General features: G+C 51.9%; 19 protein-coding genes and 1 riboswitch. Of the genes, 8 read left to right on the forward strand and 11 right to left on the reverse strand.

The features are described 5' to 3' along the window. Window positions 1-71: 71 nt before the first annotated feature. The 6 genes from PHV74_02165 to PHV74_02190 all read right to left on the reverse strand — a co-directional run bounded on the left by PHV74_02165 (window position 72) and on the right by PHV74_02190 (window position 7,165). Window positions 72-1,322, reverse strand: coding sequence for an ABC transporter substrate-binding protein (locus PHV74_02165; protein ID MDD5093168.1), 1,251 nt, complete (start codon window positions 1,320-1,322; stop codon window positions 72-74). Window positions 1,323-1,840: 518 nt separating this feature from the next. After that, window positions 1,841-3,088, reverse strand: a complete 1,248-nt coding sequence (locus PHV74_02170) for an ABC transporter substrate-binding protein (GenBank protein MDD5093169.1) — start codon at window positions 3,086-3,088, stop codon at window positions 1,841-1,843. A gap of 430 nt (window positions 3,089-3,518) precedes the next feature. Further along, a complete protein-coding gene (locus PHV74_02175; GenBank protein MDD5093170.1) occupies window positions 3,519-4,733 on the reverse strand; it encodes a CoA transferase in 1,215 nt (404 codons plus the stop codon). Window positions 4,734-4,829: 96 nt separating this feature from the next. Next, the gene (locus PHV74_02180; GenBank protein ID MDD5093171.1) at window positions 4,830-5,387 is read right to left on the reverse strand and encodes a DUF6125 family protein; all 558 of its coding nucleotides are present in this window, start codon (window positions 5,385-5,387) and stop codon (window positions 4,830-4,832) included. Between the two features lie 104 nt (window positions 5,388-5,491). Continuing rightward, a complete protein-coding gene (locus PHV74_02185) occupies window positions 5,492-6,055 on the reverse strand; it encodes a DUF6125 family protein (GenBank protein MDD5093172.1) in 564 nt (187 codons plus the stop codon). A 159-nt stretch (window positions 6,056-6,214) separates the two neighbouring features. Next, the gene (locus tag PHV74_02190; GenBank protein MDD5093173.1) at window positions 6,215-7,165 is read right to left on the reverse strand and encodes an Lrp/AsnC family transcriptional regulator; all 951 of its coding nucleotides are present in this window, start codon (window positions 7,163-7,165) and stop codon (window positions 6,215-6,217) included. A 199-nt stretch (window positions 7,166-7,364) separates the two neighbouring features. Here PHV74_02190 and PHV74_02195 point away from each other — a divergent pair, with 199 nt between their 5' ends. From PHV74_02195 to PHV74_02205, 3 genes are read left to right on the forward strand one after another with little or no spacing between them, the layout of a single operon-like run. Beyond that, the gene (locus PHV74_02195; protein ID MDD5093174.1) at window positions 7,365-9,404 is read left to right on the forward strand and encodes an NAD(P)/FAD-dependent oxidoreductase; all 2,040 of its coding nucleotides are present in this window, start codon (window positions 7,365-7,367) and stop codon (window positions 9,402-9,404) included. A gap of 41 nt (window positions 9,405-9,445) precedes the next feature. Further along, complete coding sequence (locus PHV74_02200; GenBank protein MDD5093175.1) at window positions 9,446-10,231, forward strand: enoyl-CoA hydratase/isomerase family protein; 786 nt, start codon at window positions 9,446-9,448, stop codon at window positions 10,229-10,231. Continuing rightward, window positions 10,228-10,821, forward strand: a complete 594-nt coding sequence (locus PHV74_02205) for a flavodoxin family protein (GenBank protein MDD5093176.1) — start codon at window positions 10,228-10,230, stop codon at window positions 10,819-10,821. Before PHV74_02200 ends, PHV74_02205 begins: the two co-directional genes overlap by 4 nt. 145 nt (window positions 10,822-10,966) lie before the next feature. Here PHV74_02205 and PHV74_02210 read toward each other — a convergent pair whose 3' ends face one another. The 3 genes from PHV74_02210 to PHV74_02220 form a co-directional block, all read right to left on the reverse strand. After that, on the reverse strand, window positions 10,967-11,935 hold the full coding sequence (locus PHV74_02210) for an enoyl-CoA hydratase/isomerase family protein (GenBank protein MDD5093177.1): 969 nt from the start codon (window positions 11,933-11,935) through the stop codon (window positions 10,967-10,969). Window positions 11,936-12,006: 71 nt separating this feature from the next. Then, window positions 12,007-12,792 (reverse strand): enoyl-CoA hydratase/isomerase family protein, encoded by a 786-nt coding sequence (locus tag PHV74_02215; GenBank protein ID MDD5093178.1) that lies wholly within the window; start codon window positions 12,790-12,792, stop codon window positions 12,007-12,009. Window positions 12,793-12,814: 22 nt separating this feature from the next. Then, on the reverse strand, window positions 12,815-13,411 hold the full coding sequence (locus PHV74_02220; protein MDD5093179.1) for a TetR/AcrR family transcriptional regulator: 597 nt from the start codon (window positions 13,409-13,411) through the stop codon (window positions 12,815-12,817). A 208-nt stretch (window positions 13,412-13,619) separates the two neighbouring features. Beyond that, window positions 13,620-13,772: riboswitch (molybdenum cofactor riboswitch) on the forward strand. 149 nt (window positions 13,773-13,921) lie between these two features. Between PHV74_02220 and PHV74_02225 the strand changes: the two genes are divergently transcribed. From PHV74_02225 to PHV74_02245, 5 genes are read left to right on the forward strand one after another with little or no spacing between them, the layout of a single operon-like run. Further along, the gene (locus PHV74_02225) at window positions 13,922-15,046 is read left to right on the forward strand and encodes a hydrogenase small subunit (GenBank protein ID MDD5093180.1); all 1,125 of its coding nucleotides are present in this window, start codon (window positions 13,922-13,924) and stop codon (window positions 15,044-15,046) included. A gap of 3 nt (window positions 15,047-15,049) precedes the next feature. Next, window positions 15,050-16,648 carry a nickel-dependent hydrogenase large subunit gene (locus PHV74_02230; GenBank protein MDD5093181.1) on the forward strand — a complete coding sequence of 533 codons (1,599 nt, stop codon included), beginning with the start codon at window positions 15,050-15,052 and terminating at the stop codon, window positions 16,646-16,648. Window positions 16,649-16,655: 7 nt separating this feature from the next. Then, window positions 16,656-17,297: a cytochrome b/b6 domain-containing protein gene (locus PHV74_02235; GenBank protein ID MDD5093182.1), complete on the forward strand. Its 642-nt coding sequence runs from the start codon at window positions 16,656-16,658 to the stop codon at window positions 17,295-17,297. Beyond that, on the forward strand, window positions 17,294-17,806 hold the full coding sequence (locus PHV74_02240; protein MDD5093183.1) for a hydrogenase maturation protease: 513 nt from the start codon (window positions 17,294-17,296) through the stop codon (window positions 17,804-17,806). Before PHV74_02235 ends, PHV74_02240 begins: the two co-directional genes overlap by 4 nt. Next, complete coding sequence (locus PHV74_02245) at window positions 17,794-17,979, forward strand: hypothetical protein (GenBank protein MDD5093184.1); 186 nt, start codon at window positions 17,794-17,796, stop codon at window positions 17,977-17,979. Before PHV74_02240 ends, PHV74_02245 begins: the two co-directional genes overlap by 13 nt. A gap of 62 nt (window positions 17,980-18,041) precedes the next feature. Here PHV74_02245 and PHV74_02250 read toward each other — a convergent pair whose 3' ends face one another. After that, entirely contained in the window at window positions 18,042-18,767 is a 726-nt protein-coding gene (locus PHV74_02250) for a glycerophosphodiester phosphodiesterase (protein ID MDD5093185.1), read from the reverse strand. A 286-nt stretch (window positions 18,768-19,053) separates the two neighbouring features. Next, window positions 19,054-20,271, reverse strand: coding sequence for a CoA transferase (locus PHV74_02255; protein ID MDD5093186.1), 1,218 nt, complete (start codon window positions 20,269-20,271; stop codon window positions 19,054-19,056). Between the last annotated feature and the right edge of the window lie 3 nt (window positions 20,272-20,274).

Consider the following 20,274-nt stretch of genomic DNA (forward strand, 5'->3'; position numbering starts at 1 on the left):
ACTTTGAGTTTTTCTTGATGGAAGACTCAAAGTCCTCCCGGAGACAATGCCGATAGTTCAGCAGACAAGGACTATTTCCCAACCGGAGTAAGCTTGCCATCTTTGAACTGCATCATATGTCCTGCGTTGGTGTGAGTGCCATCAGGATTGATTTTGAACGGCCCCCCTGGTGCATCATTCCACATCAGATTGCCCGAGCGGGCCGCCTTCGCTATATCCTCAGGCTTATCCGATCGGGCCAACTCTATGGCCTTCAGGGCCATCTCAGGAGCATAATACAGAACAGCATCGTTTGTACTGGGGTCACGTCCGGCTGTCTCCGGAAAGCTTTGCTCAAATTCTTGAGACCCCGCATAAGGCAACCCGGGCCCCCATACAACCCAATGGTAAGAGCCTTCGGCTCCCTTTTCCTTCAAGGCAGTGCCGCTTGAAGACACGCTGGAGCCGACAACCTTAATATCGCCCCAGCCGCCCAGTTCTGGCATCTGCTTGAACACATTAACATAGAAACTCTCAGTACCACCGCTATCTGCAATAAGGACATCGGGTTTTTCCATCCTGATGCGGGTAAGGAAGGACGAGAAGTCTATGGTGCCGGAAGTGACGTATTCTTCGTAGACAACCTTTATCCCGGCTGCATTGGCTATTCCCTTCATCTGAGATCCACGTGTACGTATCTCTTGCATATCCCCCATAAGAAAGCCCATTGTTTTAGGTTTGAGATCATTCACTGCAAAATCCATCACCATATTTGTGGCACTGGACATATTGGGATAGACGCAGCGTATGGTGTACGGCCTGTTGCTCAGATCCGCTGGGGTAGAACCTACACTGAACAACGGCACTTTAAGCTCTTCCGCGGAATCGGAGGAGGCCGTGAGAGCGGATGCTGTTGCCCCGCCATAAATCACTGCCGAAACTTTATCTTCCAGCACCAGTTTCTTATAGCCGGACGTATTATCGGCTACCTGAGTCTTGTCATCATACTTGATCCATTTGACGGGCCTTATCACTCCCCCGACATTAATGCCTCCCTTCTTCTCCAATTCCTTGTCCACCACCTTTAATACCCCGTCAACAAGGAGGCCCGCAATGCCTGCCGGACCGCTCCAGCTGCAAAGAACGCCGATCTTTATCGGCTCCTGGGAAATCGTCGGTGCAAGTGTTGTTGCCCCAGGAGTCGTTTCTGCAGGTGTTGTTGCCATCGATGCGGCGGATTCTACTTCATCATCGTCATCACAGGCGACCAGAGCAGGCATTAAAAGTGCCAGAACCAAGACTATCGCTGCCAGTTTGTACCATGGAATACTTCTGGTTCGCATCGCTGTCCTCCTTATAGTTTATGCTGTTACTCAGGTGTACACCGAATAGCATCCAAAGCAGGTTTTGTTGCGATGTCGTCTCATCCTGTGTCGTTTCACCTCCTCATTTTGATCAACTCCTCTGCCAAGGCTCCAGCACATCGACCGCTTATCCCTAACACATTTGACAATCGAGCATCATCACTCGGAGATTTCGGCAACTACCGCATTCCTCAATCTCTTCTGTGCAGCTAACTTTAACCCAGTCTCATGAAACCGACTCTTCCGCGTTGCCTCCTTTCAGGGCATATGCCCCTTGTTCAGGCCCAAGGGCTCAAGACTGCGGATTTTCCTTCTTCCCCCTGTTCTGGCTGGTTTTGGATTAGTTTCAGGTATGTGGCCTCCATAATTGCTATTGTTTTTCATGGAGACACCGATCAACTCAAGATGGCTTCTTGCGTGGGAGCACATTGACACCTTCTTGATAGAGGACTCAATGTGCTCCCACAGACATTCCCGATAGTTCAACGGAAAAACAACTACTCCCCAACCGAGATAAGCTTTCCATCCTTGACCTGCATCATATGGCCTGTGTTATTGTGAATGCCATCTGCAGTGATCGTGAACGGTCCACCCGGTGCATCCTCCCACAAAAAGTTGCCCGAGCGGGCCGCCTTCGCTATATCCGCAGGCTTATCAGAGCCGGCCAATTCTATGGCCTTCAGGGCCACGCTCAGAGGATAATACATATTAACATCGACTGTTTGGACGCGTTTCCCTAATACCGCCTCGTAGGCTTGCTCAAACGCTTTGGCCCCGGCATAAGGCAATCCAGGCGCCCATAGAACCCAATGATAAGAGCCTTCGGCTCCCGCCTTATTCTCTAAGGAATTCAAGGCATTGCCACCTGAAGCCGAACTGGGGCTCACCAACTTGATATTGCCCCAGCCGCCCAGTGCAGGCATCTGCGTGTAGAGATTGATATAGAAAGTCTCAGACCCTCCACTGTCAGCAAAAAGCACATCGGGATTATCCATCCTGATGCGGGTGAGGAAAGGGGAGAAGTCAACAGTTCCAGATGTAACGAACTGTTCGTAGACAACCTTTACCCCGGCTGCGCTACACCTTTCCTTCATCATGGATGTCCGGTCACGCGTCTCTTTCATGTCCCCCACAAGAAAGCCCACCGTCTTGGGCTTAAGATCCTTCAGCACAAAGTCCATCACCATCGTTGACGCACTGAACAGATTCGGCATCAAACAGCGTATGGTGTAAGGCCTGTTGCTCAGGTCCGCAGGGGTGGATCCTAAGCTGAACAATGGTACATGGAGTTCTTCCGCGGAATCGGAAGCGGCGGTAAGACTGGTTGCGGTTGCCCCACCAAAAACCACTGCTGATACATGATCATCTAGTACCAGCTTCTTGTAACCAGCCACATTATCGGCCACCTGAGTCTTATCGTCGTACCTGACCCACTCGATTGGCCTTATCACGCCACCAACATTGATGCCTCCCTCCATCTTCATTTCGTTGTCTACCAACTTAATTAAGGTGTCGGCCGTGGTGCCGGCGATGCTTGCCGGACCGGTCCACGACATAAGAATTCCGATCTTTACCGGCTCCTTGGAGACAGTCGCTGCAGGGGTTGTCTTTTCCAGCGTGGTCGTTGATGGCATTGTAGCGTCCTCTTCATCATCGTCATCACAGGCAACCAGAGCGGGCATCAAAAGTGCCAGAACCAAAACCATCGCTGCCAGTTTGTGCCATCGAATATTTCTGGATCGCATCGCTATCCTCCTTCACACTTTGTGCTTTACTCAGGTGTATACCGAATCGCATCCATAATCACGGCAGGTTCTGTTACGATGTCGTCTCATCCTATTTCTCTCACCTCCTCATTTTGATCGACTCCTCTGCCCAGAGCTCCAGCACATCGACCACTTATCCCTAACACCTTCGACAATCGAGCATCATCACTCAGAGATTTCGGCAACTACCCTATCCTCAATCTTTTCCCTTCAAAAATGTGCTTAACGGAAATATAGGAAGAATCAGACCTCTTTCTGCACCGTGCCAGTCCTTTTCGTCCGCCGGACAAAGATCACATCTCTCACCTCTCCTACAGCCCGTCCCTCGCCCACGTTCTCATGTGATTTTGGAGCATGGGAATATCCAAGACCCAGACTGGCACCTGCGCTACTCAACCTCCATCTACTTCTAGATCACTTCCTCTTCTTTGAACTTTGTTATATCCTCCCAGTCATACCCGCACACCTCAAGCAGGATTTCTTCCGTGTGTTGTCCGAAGTCCGGAGCGGGCCGGGTATGAGTTGCAGGAGTCTCACTGAAACTCACAGGAAAACCCATTCGCTTGATTTTCCCTAGGACCGGATGGTCATAGTCGCAAATATATTGGTTTGCCAACACCTGCGGATCGGAGGGCAGATCACATATGTTATTTACGGCAGTGGCGGTGACCTTCTCTTTCTGCAGTTTCTCCAACCATTTGTGGCGCGGCTCTTGGGCAAACACACCGTCCAGCAACTTGATGAGCTCTGAGCAATTTTGCCACCGTTTCTGCATGGTATCGAACCGGGGATCATTTTCCAATTCCGGTGCGTCGATGGCACGACAAATAGGCCCCCAATCGGTCTCTCGATGAGCTGCCAGCGCCATCCAATTCCCGTCTTTGCACTCGTAGAAATTATATGTAGGAGCAAACATACTTTCTCTTCGCAATCTCGGGGCTTCCTTGCCAGTGAGCAAAAAGATATCCAAATCCATAGCTAGCAGATTCATTGATGACGCAAGCAGGGAAGACTTCACCTCCTGCCCGATCCCGAATCTCTCTCTCGCCAGAAGCGCGGAAATAACCCCAAGGGCGATCATTATCCCCGCGGTCACGTCCGAAATGCCATGTGGCGGCCAGCAAGGCCCGGAGATCGATCCATATCCGCACGCCATAGTAATTCCGCTTCGAGCCGAACCCAAAAGATCGAACGAGGGCATTTCGCTCTCGGGCCCTTCGTCTCCAAAACTCGAGGTGCTGGCGTAGATCAACCTGGGGTTCACGGCACTCAGGTTTGCATAATCAAGGCTGAACTTCGTGACGATATCTCTCTGGAAACTGGTAACAAATACGTCAGAATTCTTGACCATGCGATAGATTATTTCCTTGCCCATTGGCTTAGTCAGATCCAGAGCCATGCCTCGTTTATTGCGGTTAACACGTTCAAAATGAGCATGGCGCCCCCCGGGCAAGGCTAATGGGAGCCCACGATCCGCACGAAGACCCCGATACTGATCTCCTACACCTCTTTGCTCTATGTGGCAGACGTCAGCGCCCAGATCTGCTAAAATCGCGGCTGCCTCAGGAACAGCATGCCACTGCCCCCAATCAACAACTCTGATCCCTTCAAGTATTCTTTTCACGATTCTCACCTCCTCCTGTTGTGCCTTGGAATGTATTAATCCGCCGAATCTAGGCGAGGCTGGAGCATCGTCCTCTAACGATACCAGTTTTGATCGTTATTCAAGTTCCAACTCCCATTGACAGGCGATGTCTTTAGGGCTTTTCCGTGGAGGCAGTAAGAGGGATTTGACTGTTATCCTTGGATTGATGGCATGCGCGTAATCCTCAAAATAGCCCTTCTCCAACGTATGACAGACGAGCTTCATTCGCTGCTCATCATTGTGTTTTTCAAAATGTTCAAGGGGGCCGCATCTCTTGAACGTCACTATGCCGTGATTTCTGTTCTTCATCTCAAAATCACACTCGCATATTCCAGCCATCCCTGGAGCCGTTTGCCAAACCTTGAAACATGTGGCGACATCATTTCCTGTAATATTCAGTGCTTCAGCACAGCGTTTGCTTTCCGCTACCGCGGATTTAGTCCAAGCCTCTTGGCTCAATTCCCAGGCAACCGACTCTCCGAACCTTTTGGCTACCAGTTGAAACCAATGGCTATCCATTTTGAGGTACATGAATGATGCTGCCAACCACATCTGGGTGATTGCGTCCTTGGAGAGATGCTGCGGTTTGAAATCTGCCTGGAATTCTCCGCTGTAGTCGCTCAACTCTGCCATTGTGCCCTCCTCTTCAAATGTATGCAGGCGTAATTCTTTCGCCCGGCAGTGCAACTGATCGTCAGATTATGCACAGTTAAGTATCTGTAGCCGAAGGGTTGCGTTTACTGTTGAAGCTTCCATTCCCATTGGCAACAAGGAGTTTCATCCTTGCTCTTGCGGGGAGGCAACTTGAGTGGCGTCACTTTTATGGCGGCATTGAAATAGTTGGCATGGGCCTGGAACGTGGGTTGTTCCAGTTCGTGGCAAATTCTGAAATCTCTCCCTTCCCCTTCTCTCTCGAAGTAGAAGAGGGAGGGACAGCGGTTGACCGTCACAATGGCGTAATTCGGATCTTTGAGATCAATAGTGTAATCGAAGAACCCCATGGTGAAACCAGGACTGAGCCGGAGTGCCTTCAGGCAGGCGGCTACATCATTTCCCTTAATGTTCATCGCTTGGGAAATTCTCCGGGGATCGTAGGTGTAGCACTTATCCCAGACAATCAATTCGCAAGCCATGGCTTCGTCATCGCCATGCCTCTGTTTTATTAGTGAATACCAGTATCCGTCAGTGGCCAAGAATATTCGGGCATACTCGTCCAGCAGCCTGATGAGAGCTTCCTTGGAAAAATCCTCAAATTTCAGGTCCGGTTTGAAATGCCCGCTGTAGTCTATGAGTTCTGGCATGTCATCCTCCTTCAGCTGTGTTTATCGCCTGGCTCTGAGGGCAACTACCCTGAAAAGATGACTGGTCGCCATGAATCTGGACTGCTGTCACGGGGTGTTTTCTGCACCCAATCGGTTTTCGTTACTCAACATCGATCCTGGTGCGTCTTTGTCAATCTCTTATCTAATCAGTCCGAATGGGCATTTGGCTCCTGGCATGTAGAACACCGTCTCGGTGTCCAAAACACCTGCCGATCCTCTCAAATCATTCCGAATGAAATAGGAGAGATCATTTGCATTGGGAAAGATTGCTAATATCAGCAACTGAAAGCTGCCGGCGGTTATTGCCAGATGGTTAACCCGCTTGTCGGGAAGAAGCCTGTCCGAGAGAGCGATAATCGCTCCTGGTTGGACCTTCACCAAGATTGCGACCTGTACGTCAAAACCAAGGGCCAGAGGATTGGCAACGCTGACCACATGCAAGATATTGTCATCGAAAAGGGCCTGCAACTTTCGGCCGACGGACAACCGGCTAAGGCCAAGTTTCTTGCTCAGATCAATAATGCTCGCCCTGGGCTGCAACGTTATCTCTCTAATCAGCCTCCGCTCATGCGGATCAAGCTTCCTCAAATTGGCCTCCCTGGGGCCTGTTTCCTCACCCTTCAGGTACCGCCATGAGTCCTTGACCATCTTCAATACAATCATGGTTTCAAAGCCATCCACATCGGGGTTGCTGCCCATTTCCTGAGTCATAAACAGCAAGAGTTCCTGTAAATTGCAGAAAGTCGCCGGCAGAAATACCTGGTAGCGGCCGGTGGTAGCGATAACGGCTCGCGCAGATGGGAGTTCTCTCAGATAATCAGCCACATTGTTAGCTTTTCCGGGCCGGGTGTTGATTCCGATCACTGCCATCAGTGGAAACCCCAGAGCCAGCCAATCCGGAATCGCCACAATGCTGATCATCTCCGCATCAATGAGCCGTTGCATTCTGCGCCGGACGGATGGAGGACTGATGCCGAGCTTCGCACCCAGTTCAGCATTGCTTTGTCTGGCATTGACTTCCAGCTCTCTGACCAGCATCAAGTCCAGCTCGTCGATCTTCTCTGCCGGGGATGGTTGCATATCCTTCATTTCAATCACAGGGACTGCGCATGTTGAAAACTATATTGCCATATCGATTGTTGATATGATAACATATAGCTGATTTGAAATGCAATACGGCATATTTATAATCATTACGAAAATATAGTCCCGAAAATAATTCTATACTGCTCTTAAATTTTTGACGATGCTACATGCTACAATAGTAGAAACGACAAGGAGGTGATCCGTGCGCAAACTGAGCAGACTGTTTGAGCCGATCATGGTAGGGAATGTGGAGCTGAAAAACCGTCTGGTCATGCTAGGCATGTCAACGGGGCTCGCGGATAATTATAGGGTAGGCGATCGGCTGACCGGGTTCGTCAGGAGATCTGCAAGCGGCGGAGTTGGTTTGATCACGCTGGGTTGCTGTTATCCCTCTGACTTCGATTCGACTCAGCCGCTCTACACTGCTACTCCTATGGGTGTTGGCTTGTGGAGTGATGAATTCATCCCTGGACTGCGCACTTTGACGCAGGCAGCTCATGATAATGGCGCCAAGATATCCTGCCAGATGTTACTGAACTATGAATGGAGGCTTAGCAAGGATGCGCCCCTGGAGGCGGTCGGACCATCAGAAGGGCCAGGAGGACCGGGAGTTCGTCATGTCAGAGAATTGACAATTCCAGAGATTCACCAAATCGTTGAGCACTTTGGGGAGGCTACCAGAAGAGCACGAGAAGCTGGGTTTGATATGGTAGAGTTCCATGCAGGAATAGGCTACTTCATCAACCGCTTCCTGTCGTCTTATTCAAACAAACGGACCGATGAATACGGGGGAGACATTCAAAAAAGGTTGCGTTTCTTTCTGGAAATCATCGATCTTGCCAAGAAGAAGGCAGGCAACGATTACACCTGCATATGCCGCATCTCAGCTGATGAGTTCATGGACGGGGGTAATACCATTGAGGATACCAGGCAGATAGTGCCTGTGCTGGAGAAGGCAGGCATTGCCGCTTTTAATGTGCAGATGGGGTGGCATGAAAGCACGAAACCGATGATCCAACAGTGGGTGCCGGCCGGGGCTTTCGTCTACGCGGCGGAAGAAGTCAAGAAGCTGACCAGTCTACCGGTAGTTGCCGCCTACAGGATTGACGACCCAGTTCTAGCTGAGGAGATCGTAGCAAAGGGGAGAGCCGATCTTGTGGGCATGGGGAGAGCTCTGCTCGCCGATCCCGAATTGCCCAATAAAGCCAGAGAGGGGCGTTTTGAGGATATCCGCCGTTGCCTGGCTTGTTGCCGGTGCATCGAGACCGTCATGGCAGGTAGCCCCGTGGTTTGCAGCGTGAATGCAGGGCTGGGAGTAGTAGAGACACCAAAGCCTACCCCGGAGAGCAAGAGAGTTGTTGTCATCGGAAGCGGGCCTGCCGGAATGGAGGCGGCCAGGGTGGCAGCGATGCGAGGTCATAAAGTAATCCTCTGCGAGAAGGATCAAAGACTGGGCGGCCTTATGATATTGGGAGCCGTCTTGAACGATAAGCTTGAAAACCTGGTCAAGTGGATGAGCAAACAGGTGAAGATTCTGCCTATCGATATTAAGCTTGGAACTGAGGTAACCCCGGCCCTGCTGGAAAGCATGAAGCCGGATGTGCTGATTGTAGCTCCCGGCGGTGAGGCCGTCACCTTGGAAGTGCCTGGCATCCGGGGCAAGAATGTGATTGCCGGTTATGATATCAAGAATCTGTTAAACGGAATCTCGCCTGGAAAAGGTATCCTGTGGGGGCTTAGCGCTGTTGTTGCCAAACGCGCCGGCGGCCACCCTTCGCTGATGAGGATGTTCATGGGCATGCCCTTTCCGATCGGAAAAAGGGTAACCATTATCGGCGGGCAATTTGCAGGTTGTGAGCTTGCTCTCACCCTGATGGAAAAGGGCAAGAAAGTCACCATTCTGGAAGAATCCAAACGTCTGGGTTCAGATATCGGGTCAGCCTCAAGATGGGTAGAACTGGACATGCTGAAAAAGGGCGGGGTCAAAATGGAAACCCTGGTCAAGGTGAAGGAGATTACAGATAAAGGGGTCAGGGTGATTCGTGCAGGGGGTGGCGAGGAGTTCTTCGAATCGGATACTGTGATATTGGCACTGGGGCTCAGGAAAAACTCTACTCTGGTCAACGGGCAAGAGGGAAAACTCCCTGCTGTTTATTTGATCGGTGATGCCACAGGGGACAATGCGGTTAAGAGAATCAGCGGGGCCATCGCTTCGGGATTTGAAATCGGCAACACTATTTAGTGGGGGAACGTTTCAACGTGCCCCTAAATGAGGAGGGAATCATGAACTACGAGACAGTCCTCCTTCAGAAGGAAGACAAGGTAGCAACAATTATCCTGAACCGACCTGAAAAACTGAACACGATGAGCCCCGAACTGATGTCTGATTTGACGAAGGCAATCGGCGAGGTGGAAAGGGATGATGAAGTCAGGGCGGTCATCGTCACCGGAGCGGGCAGGGCCTTTTGCGCCGGAGGAGATGTGCACAAACTCCTTGCGCCTTCCAGAGATCCGTTAAAGATTATGGGGCTTGCCCATGATGGGGCCAAGATGGTCTCCGCCATGCGGAACCTTCCCAAGCCGCTGATCGCGGCAGTCAACGGCCCCGCCATAGGGGGAGGTTTCAATATTGCCCTTGCCTGCGACATCATCATCGCGGCTGAAAACGCCAGCTTCTGCTCTGCCTTTGTCTTGTTGGGATTGCACCCCGACACCGGAGGAATATATTTCCTGACCCGGCTGGTTGGCACTGCCCGAGCCTGCGAATTGATCTTCACAGGGAAGACCATAGGTGCTGCGGAAGCGGAGAGAATCGGTTTAGTGAACCACGTGGTTCCTGCAGATAAGTTGGAGACGACAGTCAGAGAACTGGCAACCCGATTGGCCAACGGCCCGTCAATGGCAATCGGTCTGGCCAAGGCTTCCATCTATCAATCATTGACCATGGATATGGCCTCAGTGCTGGAACTTGAGGCCAGGTCTGTCGGTATGACACTTGCCACTGAAGATGCCAATGCCGCAATAGACGCATTCCTGGAGAAAAGGAAGGTTGTGTTCAAAGGAAAATGAAAATCGTAGCAGTATTAGGGAGTCCGAGGAATGGCGGCAGCAGCGACACACTGGCTGAAGCATTTCTCAGGGAGGCGGAGCAACTCGGAGCGCAGATCGAACGATTCCGGCTGAGCAAGCTGAATTACAGGGGATGTCTGGGATGCGGCCGCTGCAAGACCGATAGCCAAGAATGCATCCAGAGGGATGACTTGACCCCCGTCCTGCAGGCCGTCCGCCAATGTGACGCTCTCCTTGTTGCATCGCCGGTCTATTTTCTGGATGTATCTTCACAGACGAAGGGGTTTATCGACAGGTGCTATTCTTTCTGTGAGCCTCACATTGTCGGCAGTCCCTCCCGGAGCAAACTGCCAAAAGGAAAATCCATTGTATTTGTAGTTACCCAAGGAGCCGACGCGGAATCTTTCGCCGATCTCCCCCAGCGATACCGATTCGTCTTCGATATGATCGGCTTTGCCCCCGTACACGTGATCCGTGGCTGCGGGCTCGGGTTCAAGAAGGATGCCGTTGCCAGGCGCGAAGACTTACTGAAAGAGTCCCGGGAAACGGCTCGCAAGGTCATTCAAAACATGAAACCACTGGAAAAGTGAAACTGCACCTTATCGGTGACGCTGCTGGAGCACGGAGGATTTCTGATGCTATTCGCGAGGGCTGGGAAGTCGGCTGCTGGATATAACCAGATAGTTTTCTCCGGGGCAACAACGTTGCCCCGGAGAAGCTTTTCTTAATTATAGTCTAGTCTTTCTCGTATCTGGCTCTGCCCATTCTCCATGCCTTCGGGGCCTTCTTGTCCCGGAAGTACATGGCTTCCTTGAGTCCCATATCTCTTCTGTATTTGAGGAAGTTGAACTCGTTATCGGCATAGGAGAGGTTGGTGAACCAGCCGTGGCCGGTCCAGGACTGGACGAAACTCAGGCCGTAGCCGCGGTTTTCCAAACCCTGTTCAATCAGGCCATGGCCCATGCAAATGCCGTCCATCGGCAGCAGGTTGATTGCCTGAACATATTCGTCGGTTGTCTTGCGCAGATCTTTCTCATCCACAACCTCTGTGCAAAGGCCGTTGCGGGACATGTCCTCAGCTACCATCGGCTTGGCGGTGAGGATACATTCCTTCGCCTTCTTGACGCCCAGATTCTCGATGAGGATATTGGTGTTGCCGAAAGGTCCAAGATACCGATAAGCCGGATGGGTGAAAAGGGTCCCTTTCGCGGCAATGACGATATCGGCGACCAAGGCATTGGTAAAATGCTGGCCGTAGCACAATCCCCTGACCTCGAAGATGCTGGTCTTCATTCCGCGGTGAATGGCCTGCTCAATACCCCTGTTTCCGAAAACCACATCCCTATCCGGAATCATGCGCGACATCTGGGTGGGGCGCTTCTGTGTTTCTTTCGTTTTGCCATCGCCGTATCCGATGTATCCGCCCAACTCATTGGCGTCATTGCCGCCGCCGAAATCGGTCCCCGGGTCGCATGCCAACACATAACTCTTAACTTGATCGTTCTTGTTGACGTTCTCGTAGATGAACTCGGTCAGCCAGCGCCAGAAGGCGATGGGCATGGAGTTCTTCTTGTCCGCATATTTCTCGACGATCCTGACCGACTTGACCTCGGGCTGCCACTGGACATCTACCATGTCCTCGTAGAGGATGCTGTCCACATTGTTCGTGTGGTGTTTGAAGAGTATTTTCCTTTCTTCTGCCATTAGATTCCTCCCTTTTTATTTTTACGGCAAAACTTTCTGCTAACGCCACTCTTTTGGCGATATGCATTCCTTTACTTTTCTTTTTTCAGTCCGGCAGCTGCCTCGGTGGGTTTTCCGGCCAGAGACACTGAGTAGCAAGCCATCGATGTCTCATAGGCGATTCCCTCTTTCAGTCCCTGCGTCCACCCTGCGTTGATCGCTTTCTTGGCCGCCTGTATCGTAGCCGGGTGTTTCTTGGCGATTTCCTGAGCCAGCTTCTTGACCTCCGGCATCAATTGTTCCCTGGGATATACATGATTAACCAGCCCGATTCGCAATGCTTCCCTGGCATCAATCCTGCGAGCGGTGTAGGTGAGCTCTTTGGTGTATCCCGGACCGATAATTTTCGGCAGACGCTGGGTACCTCCGATATCGGGAATCGTGCCGATATTGACTTCAGGCAAAGAGAAGAGAGAATTTTCTGCCGCAATCCTTATATCGCAGCACAGAGCTAATTCCAATCCTCCGGCAAAGCAATACCCGTGTATTGCCGCGATCACAGGCACGACGAGATCTTCATAAAGGGTGAATATCCTGCCCATGTTGGTAAGTCTATCGGCAGCGTTGCGATGAACCCGACCTGCTGTCGGCAGTCCACCTTCTGCCACAAATGCTTTTACGTCCAAACCGGGGCTGAAGGCTTTATCCCCAGCTCCAGTGAGTATAACTACGCTTATTGCGGGGTTATTGGTTATATCCAGAGCGGCCTTCTCAAGCCCTGCAAAAACATCGGAGTCAAGGGCATTTATAGCGTCGGGACGATTCAGAGTGACGGTGGCAATCGCTCCCTCGACTTCTAAAAGCACTTTGTTATCCATGTATCCTCCTCGTTTGGCTCACTCACATTGCCACATTCACATCAGCTGCCTGAGATACACCTCGGATAGCAATGTCGGTGAAAATGTCGGCAATCTCATCCGGGCCGCGCTGGCCTTCGGGATGATACCACGCCGCCACCGAATTCGTCGTGGCTACCAGTATCATAGTAACGATATGGGTATCGCAAGGGCGAAAAACACCCTCCTGTACCCCTTGATCCAGAATCAGCCGGAATCTCTCGATATATGCCCTCTGCAATTGTCTTAACTCGTCTTGCTGTTCACGTTCAAGATTGCGCAACTCAAACCCCAGGCCAGCTTCATCACGTCGTTCCAGAAAGAAAATCATGTGATTATTGAGGAATCTGCGCATCTTGTCCATAAGGGTCACTTCATTTTTCAGAGCGGAATCGGAGGTTTCTATCAGATCAAGAACGGCCTTTTTCATGATGGCGTAGAGTATCTCGCCTTTGCTTCGGTAGTAATAGTACAGCGCAGCCTGCTCCACCCCGACCGAAGCCGCCAGATCTCGCATACTTGTACCGTGGTAACCTTTGGTGAAAAACAACCGCGCGGCAGCCCGATAGATTTCCTCTTGCCTGGTCAGTTCCTTTTCCATCTATTGCTCGTCCTGCAAGCGAATCCTCTATTGGCACACTTTCAGTTCCGGTGCAATTCTCGGTGCATCAGATGCAGTGGGGAAGTGATTTATTGAACACTCATTAAATTGCAACCACTAGATTACACCATATTTCCTGAGCGGTGTCAATGGATTATTTAGATCGTTGACTTGCAATTTGAACCCATGATAAAATCTACGCAATTCAATATTATCTGCTCTTCGAGCCGTACACCTAAACCACGCTGGCATGGGGTCACGGCCGGAGAATTCTCGCCAGAGCACGAGCGAGGATTCCAAGGGTAACTTGCGGAAACGGAGATGCCTCCCAGATTCGGAAAGGAGAGAAGTGAACTTCAACCACAAGTCAGTTTGTGGAGTGGGTGGTGTGGCCTTGGTAACAATCTCTTTCCCCGTTTCCTTTTTTCTTGATTGGCTGTTTTCACTAGTTAAAGTACAGAGCTCCATCGAATTCCGTAGGCTACTCCTCTATTTCAGAACGGAGGTGTTATGAGAGACTTCCTGTTTCCGACTATCGAGCTAACACGACGTGACTTTCTCAAGGTGGCCGGTGGAGCGGCTGCACTTCTGGGGCTCAGCCAGGCACTCACTCCCCAGATGGCAAAAGCACTGGAAGAATCTATCGGCAAGCCGGCCGTCATATGGCTGGAAGGACAGGATTGTACCGGATGCTCGGAGTCCTTTGTCAACAGCCTCGAACCTGTAACCACATCCATACTATTGAACAGTATCTCCTTGCGCTACCATGAAACGTTGATGGCGGCATCGGGATATCATGCGGAAGGAGCCCGGCAGGAGACCATCAAGCAAGAGAAAGGCAAATATATTCTGGTGATCGAAGGGTCGATCCCGCTAGCTGAGGACGGCAAATATTGTGTCATTGCGGGAGCACCCTTCAAGGAAATCGTCCGGGAAACAGCAGCCGATGCAGCGGCGATTATCTGTGTCGGATCTTGTGCCACATACGGGGGCATTCCGCGATCCGGCCCAACCGATGCCGTTGGGTACTTATTCCGGGGTACCCAGAAGCATCACGAATATGATGATGTCACCGGCAACAAACCGGTAGTGAATTTGCCCACCTGCCCGGTTCATCCGGAACGGTTGGTGGCGACGATTGTTCACTACCTGACCTTCGGCACCATCCCTCCGCTCGATCATTTCCTTCGCCCCAAAGCCTTCTATGGTTTTAACCAACATGATAACTGCGAACGCAGAGGTCAATTCGAGGCGGGCCGCTTTGTCACTGATTGGGGAGACCCTTCTCAACAGGGCTACTGCCTCTACATGAAGGGATGCCGCGGCCCTGTAGCCAATCAGGATTGCTGGAAGCGGCGCTGGAATCAGCGGACCAATTATTGCATTAAGGCCAACACGCCATGCGTTGCCTGTTCCGAACCTGAATTCTTTGAATGGTTCAGTCCGGTCTATGAACGTCAGTACGATATTTCCGTGCCGGGAATTGGGCGAGTGGATATCGATAAAGTAGCGGCATCTGTGGCTGGCGCCACGGCGGCAGGTATTGGCGTGCACATGCTGGCCAGCCATATTAAGGGAAAACGGGATGATTCTTCTGCAGACACTGAACCCAAAACAGAAGCGAAGGAGAGCTAAAATATGACACGTATTGTCATTGACCCTTTGACGCGCATCGAAGGCCACCTCAAGATTGAAGTGGAGGTGGAGAACGGGAAAGTCGTTGACGCCTGGTCTGCCGGAATGATGGCTCGAGGCTGGGAAGTGTTGCTCAAGGATCGAGACCCCAGGGATGCGCCCTACCTCAGCAGCCGTGTCTGTGGAGTGTGTGAAGGCGTACATACGGTGGCTTCGGCTCAGGCTCTTGATCATGCCTTTGGCGCCGAAATCCCTGAGGCAGGCCGGATCATGCGCAACCTTTTCTGCTCCGGCCTCTACATGCACGATCACTTCATTCATTTCTATGTCCTCTCGGCGCTGGACTATCTGGATATCATGGCAGTGGCCAGTTATAACGGGAGCGATCCCGGTTTGAGAGCGCTGCGAGACAAGATCGCGGCGTTAGCCAAGAACAAGGACACCTCTCCTTTCACACCCCGATACAAACTGGATGAGTTTTGCGTCACCGATCCCGAAACAGTTACCACGCTGGTGTCACATTATGTCAAGGCTGTGGAAATGAAGGCCAAATCCTCCAAGATGCTCAATATCATTTGCGGCATCCAGCCGAACCCGGCCACCATCATGGCGGGCGGTTGCACGGCAACCCCTTCAGTCGAGGAACTTCGGGAATTCCGGACTCTATGGGAAGAGCAGCTGGATTTCGTCGAGAATGTCTATCTCAAAGACGTGATCGCTGTGGGCACGGGGCCACTGTTGCCGCTGGCGCTGAATGGATTCGGCGGAGATATGAATCCAGACTATCACGGCAACTATATGTGCTACCCGATGTTCCCGCAGGATAACCCGGCCAGTGAAGCCGATTATTCTTTCGGCGGCAGCAACCATCTGGTCAAAGGCGGGGTCATCTTTAATACTCAGTTGAATGCGACGGGGGCAGTGGATTACGGGAAAATCACAGAGTCGGTAACAACCTCCTGGTATGATTATCCGGCGGGAGTGGATAATCTCCATCCGAGCGAAGGCCTAACCAAATTCAACCCCAACAAGCCAGGTGCTTATTCGTTTATCAAAGCGCCTCGGTATGATGGACAACCGATGGAGGTTGGCCCACTAGCCCGTGGTTTGGTCAATCAATTCCCAGAGCTAATGGATTTAATCAACGCCGGTGCCAAGCCGGGAGCGATAGCTCGCCATTTCTGTCGAGCTATCGAGTCTAGAGATGTGGGAAGGGCTGGGCTGGCCTGGATCGATCGCCTGATTGAGCTGGCTTCCAAGGGCCCAATCGTCGGTATGAATGACAAGAAGGTTCCAAGGTCCGCCAGAGGAATGGGGGTCTGGGATGCGCCCAGGGGAGCGCTCGGCCACTGGATTGAGATCGAAGACCACCGCATCAAGAATTACCAGCTGGTGGTGCCGAGCACGTGGAACGCTTCTCCTCGCGATGAGAAAAGCGTCAGAGGAACCTATGAGCAGGCCCTGATCGGCACGCCGGTGCCGGATGTGGATAACCCGATTAACCTGGTGCGCATCATCCGCTCGTTTGACCCTTGTTTGGCTTGTGCCATTCACCTGATCGATCCGGAGACAAACGATATCAAGGTCTACAAGGTGGCTTAGGGGGAACATGATGGCTGATTTACAAACGCAACTGAGCAGACATCCGATCGCATTTCGTATCCTTCACGAGATCATGATGATCTCCATCTTCCTGCTGATCGTCACCGGATTTTACATCCATCGTCCTTTTGTTGAAGGCGGCGGATTCCTGATGACCACAGCCCGGGGCGTACACTATTTCTTCGCGGCGATTCTCATGGTCACTGCAGTTACGCGCATTCTGTGTATGTTCATCGGGAAGAACCGGGATTGGCGATCCTTCCTTCCGACCTGGTCCGATTTCAAACTGCTGCCGGGCTTTCTCCTTTATTACGCCCTGATTGCCAAAGAACCAAAGCTCAAAAAGAAGTACAACCCGCTGCAGATGATCTCCTATTCCTTTGTTTTTGTGATGGTCCTCTTCCAGATCGTCAGCGGCTTTGCCATCCAGTATCCCAATGGCTGGCTGCAATGGTTCAACACCGGCCTCTTCAATAATGTTGTTCAGGTGAGGATGGCGCATTACATCGTGAACTGGGCATTCGTCTTGTTCATCATGATTCATGTGTATTTGACCATCCGGGAGTCCTTCCATGAAGTGAAGGAAATGCACCTGCTTGCCAAGTCCGAAGAGGGCCATCCCGGCGGCAAGGAGCCAATTCATTCATGACGAAAGAGACCGGTCAGCAAGCAACTCTGATATTAGGGTTGGGCAATGTGCTCATGGGCGACGAAGGCTTTGGCGTCCATGTTGTTCGCCGATTGAAGGGGATTGATCTGCCCGGCAATATCAGGGTCGTGGAGGGAGGTGTAGGTGGCTTTGGACTGCTGAATCACCTCGATGGTGTTGAAAGGCTGCTCATAATCGATGCGATGATGACCGATTCACTCCCCGGGGAACTGCTGATCGTCAAGCCGGGCCCAAATCTGACAGAACCTTCAAAAAGGGTCCTTTCCTTTCATCAAATCGGAGCGCTGGAACTGGTGGCGATGGGTCAGTTGCTCGGCTATGAACCGCAGACTTCATTCATGGTTACCCGGCCGGAACGAATAGAGATGGGCATGGAATTATCGCCGTCTGTGGAGAAAGCGGTCGGTCGTGCAGCCAGGCTGATAGAGGAAATGTGCCGGGGCGATTTTGCCATGCTGGAAAGGAGTGAAAATTCATGCACACTGTAACGTTCATTACTGTGGCCATATTTATGTTGATTGCCGCTGTCTTCTCAATCTTTGCGTTGGTTAAATTATCAAGAAACGATGCCGGAGCGAAGAGTACACTGACCGCAGGATTTGTTTTCGCGCTTTTCGGCGTTATGTTCGGCTCGCTGTTCTTCCTTGTCGGTGGGAACTGAATTGCCGGTGCGGGATTGAGAACGGAGCCACAATACAAAGCCGACTGAGAAGAAAGCTGATCCTATAGTCTGGCCAACAAATCCGGGCGGTTGCTGGCCACCCCATCGAAGCCCATCTTTTCCAGCTGACGCATCACCGGCAGGTCGTCCACAGTCCAGGCAAAGACCCGGTAACCAGCCCGATGGGCTGCGGTTACCGCCTCCGGGGTGATGAACTGATACCGCAGCATGACCGCATCGGCATGAGCGGCTGCAATGATCCCTTTGATACGCCAGGGCAGGATATGCCGGATGATCTGACTTGCGACCGGTGTCAAGTATCGTTTTCGCGGGGGATAGGAAAGTCCGAGGGATACCTCAGGGGCCAGCATTTTGAGCGTCCGCAGGCTGGATGGAATCACCGAACTGATGATCACATCGCTCAGGACTTTGTGTTGTCTGAGTACTTCCAGCACCTCGCCTTCGTATCCCGTTTCCTTCAGATCGACGTTCATCTGTGCCCGGCCTTTGAGCAACGAGACGGCTTCATGCAATGTTGGGATGACCTCGCCATGGCCAACGTCAATCCCTCGCAGCTCCATCAACGAATGATCCCGCACATTGACTCGAACTCCTGTGCTCGCCGCCATATACGGATCATGGATAAGCACCAGTGCGTCGCGGCAGCGGCGCACGTCGAATTCAACCATGTCTACTCCGAACTGGAGGGCCAGCTCAAAGGAGCGCAATGTGTTCGGAGGCGCATACACTCCCGCCCCTGTGTGTCCGATACGCAATATCTTCGCCATACATCATTTCTGTGATCGACGCCACTTCACTGTTCTCTACTACTTGTTGGGATGCTCTGATTAAGTTCTGATCAACCCCCTTGCCCCCAATCTTGGGGGAGGAAGGGGGTCTGGGGGACACCCCCAGACCCCCGGCAGGAAGTATCCTGCACCACTTAATCAGAGGTTCCCTTGCTTACAAGGACGAACGTGACACTCTCCGTTCGTGGTGAGCCTGTCGAACCATAAAAGGAGGGCTTCTTTCGACCTGCGCCAATATTATGTCAACTACATGGCGGAGCCTCTCTCATTTAAAAACACCTTCATCGGTCAGTCTTTTGATCTCGTTTTCGGACATCCCCAGCAGTTGCCCATAGACATAGTCATTATCTTCGGGAATCCGACCGGTTGGTCCGAACGTGCAGGGTGTCTCCGAGAAGTTGACGGGTACCGGCATTGCCAAAGAGGGGCCAGCAAAAGAAGCGTCCCGATCAAAAGGATAAACCGGATACATCGTTTCCTGATAGAAGTTCCTCTGTTTTAAGTGAGAACTTTCAACAAGATCGGAACACTTGGAGACGATCCCTGCAGGTATTCCGCCTTTTTGCATTTTCTCCATTATCTCCTCGGCACTTTGGCTCATGCTCCACTCGGAAATCAACTGATCCAGATCGGCGGCATTTCGGATTCTGCCGGCCAGGTCAGCGAACTTGGTTTGCTTTGTCCAAGCCGGATTGCCGAGGATGGTGCAGAGAGCTTCCCAGTGTTCATCGGTGGAAGCGGCAATGACGCACCATCGATCATCACCTTTGCAGGGATAGGCTCCATGAGGAGAAGCGAACGGGGATCGATTGCCGATCCGATTGGCCACGCGGCCATTGGCCAGATAGTCCATGATCTCAACGGCAAAACAGCTGATGGACATCTCATAAAGCGGAACCTCAATGAACACACCTTGTCGCGTACGTCGCCTCTTGGCAAGAGCTGCTACCGCCAGAAAGGACATATAAGTGGCCGAATGGAAATCAGCAAATGCCGTTCCATTCCATGTCGGTGGCCCGTCAGGGAAACCGGTCATGTGAACCAGGCCGGCCATGGAGGTCAAGGCTGCTCCGTAAGCCTTGTTCTTAGCGTAAGGCCCCTCACTTCCCATGGCCGAACCCCACACCATAACGATGTCCGGTTTGATTTCCCTGACCGATTGGTAATCCAGCCCGAAGTTACGCAGCGCCTCATGGCCGATATTGGAGATCAGAACATCACACTTCTCTATCAGTTTGCTGGCCACTGTCTTGCCTTCAGGGGTGTGCAAATCCAAAGCCACATGCCGTTTTCCTGCCTCAAAATCGGGGACGACGCTCCCTGCAGGCTCAGGCCCTCCTCTCCATGAAGAATCAATTGCCTTAGAAGAAGAAACCCTGATCACCTCGGCTCCCTGACTTGCCAGTATGCGACCGCAGAGAGGAGTGGCGACATATAGGCTTACCTCAAGAACTCGTACTCCGTTCAATGTGCCTTTGGTCATCTT

The organism is Dehalococcoidia bacterium (assembly GCA_028711995.1).
Lineage (GTDB): Bacteria > Chloroflexota > Dehalococcoidia > SZUA-161 > SpSt-899 > JAQTRE01.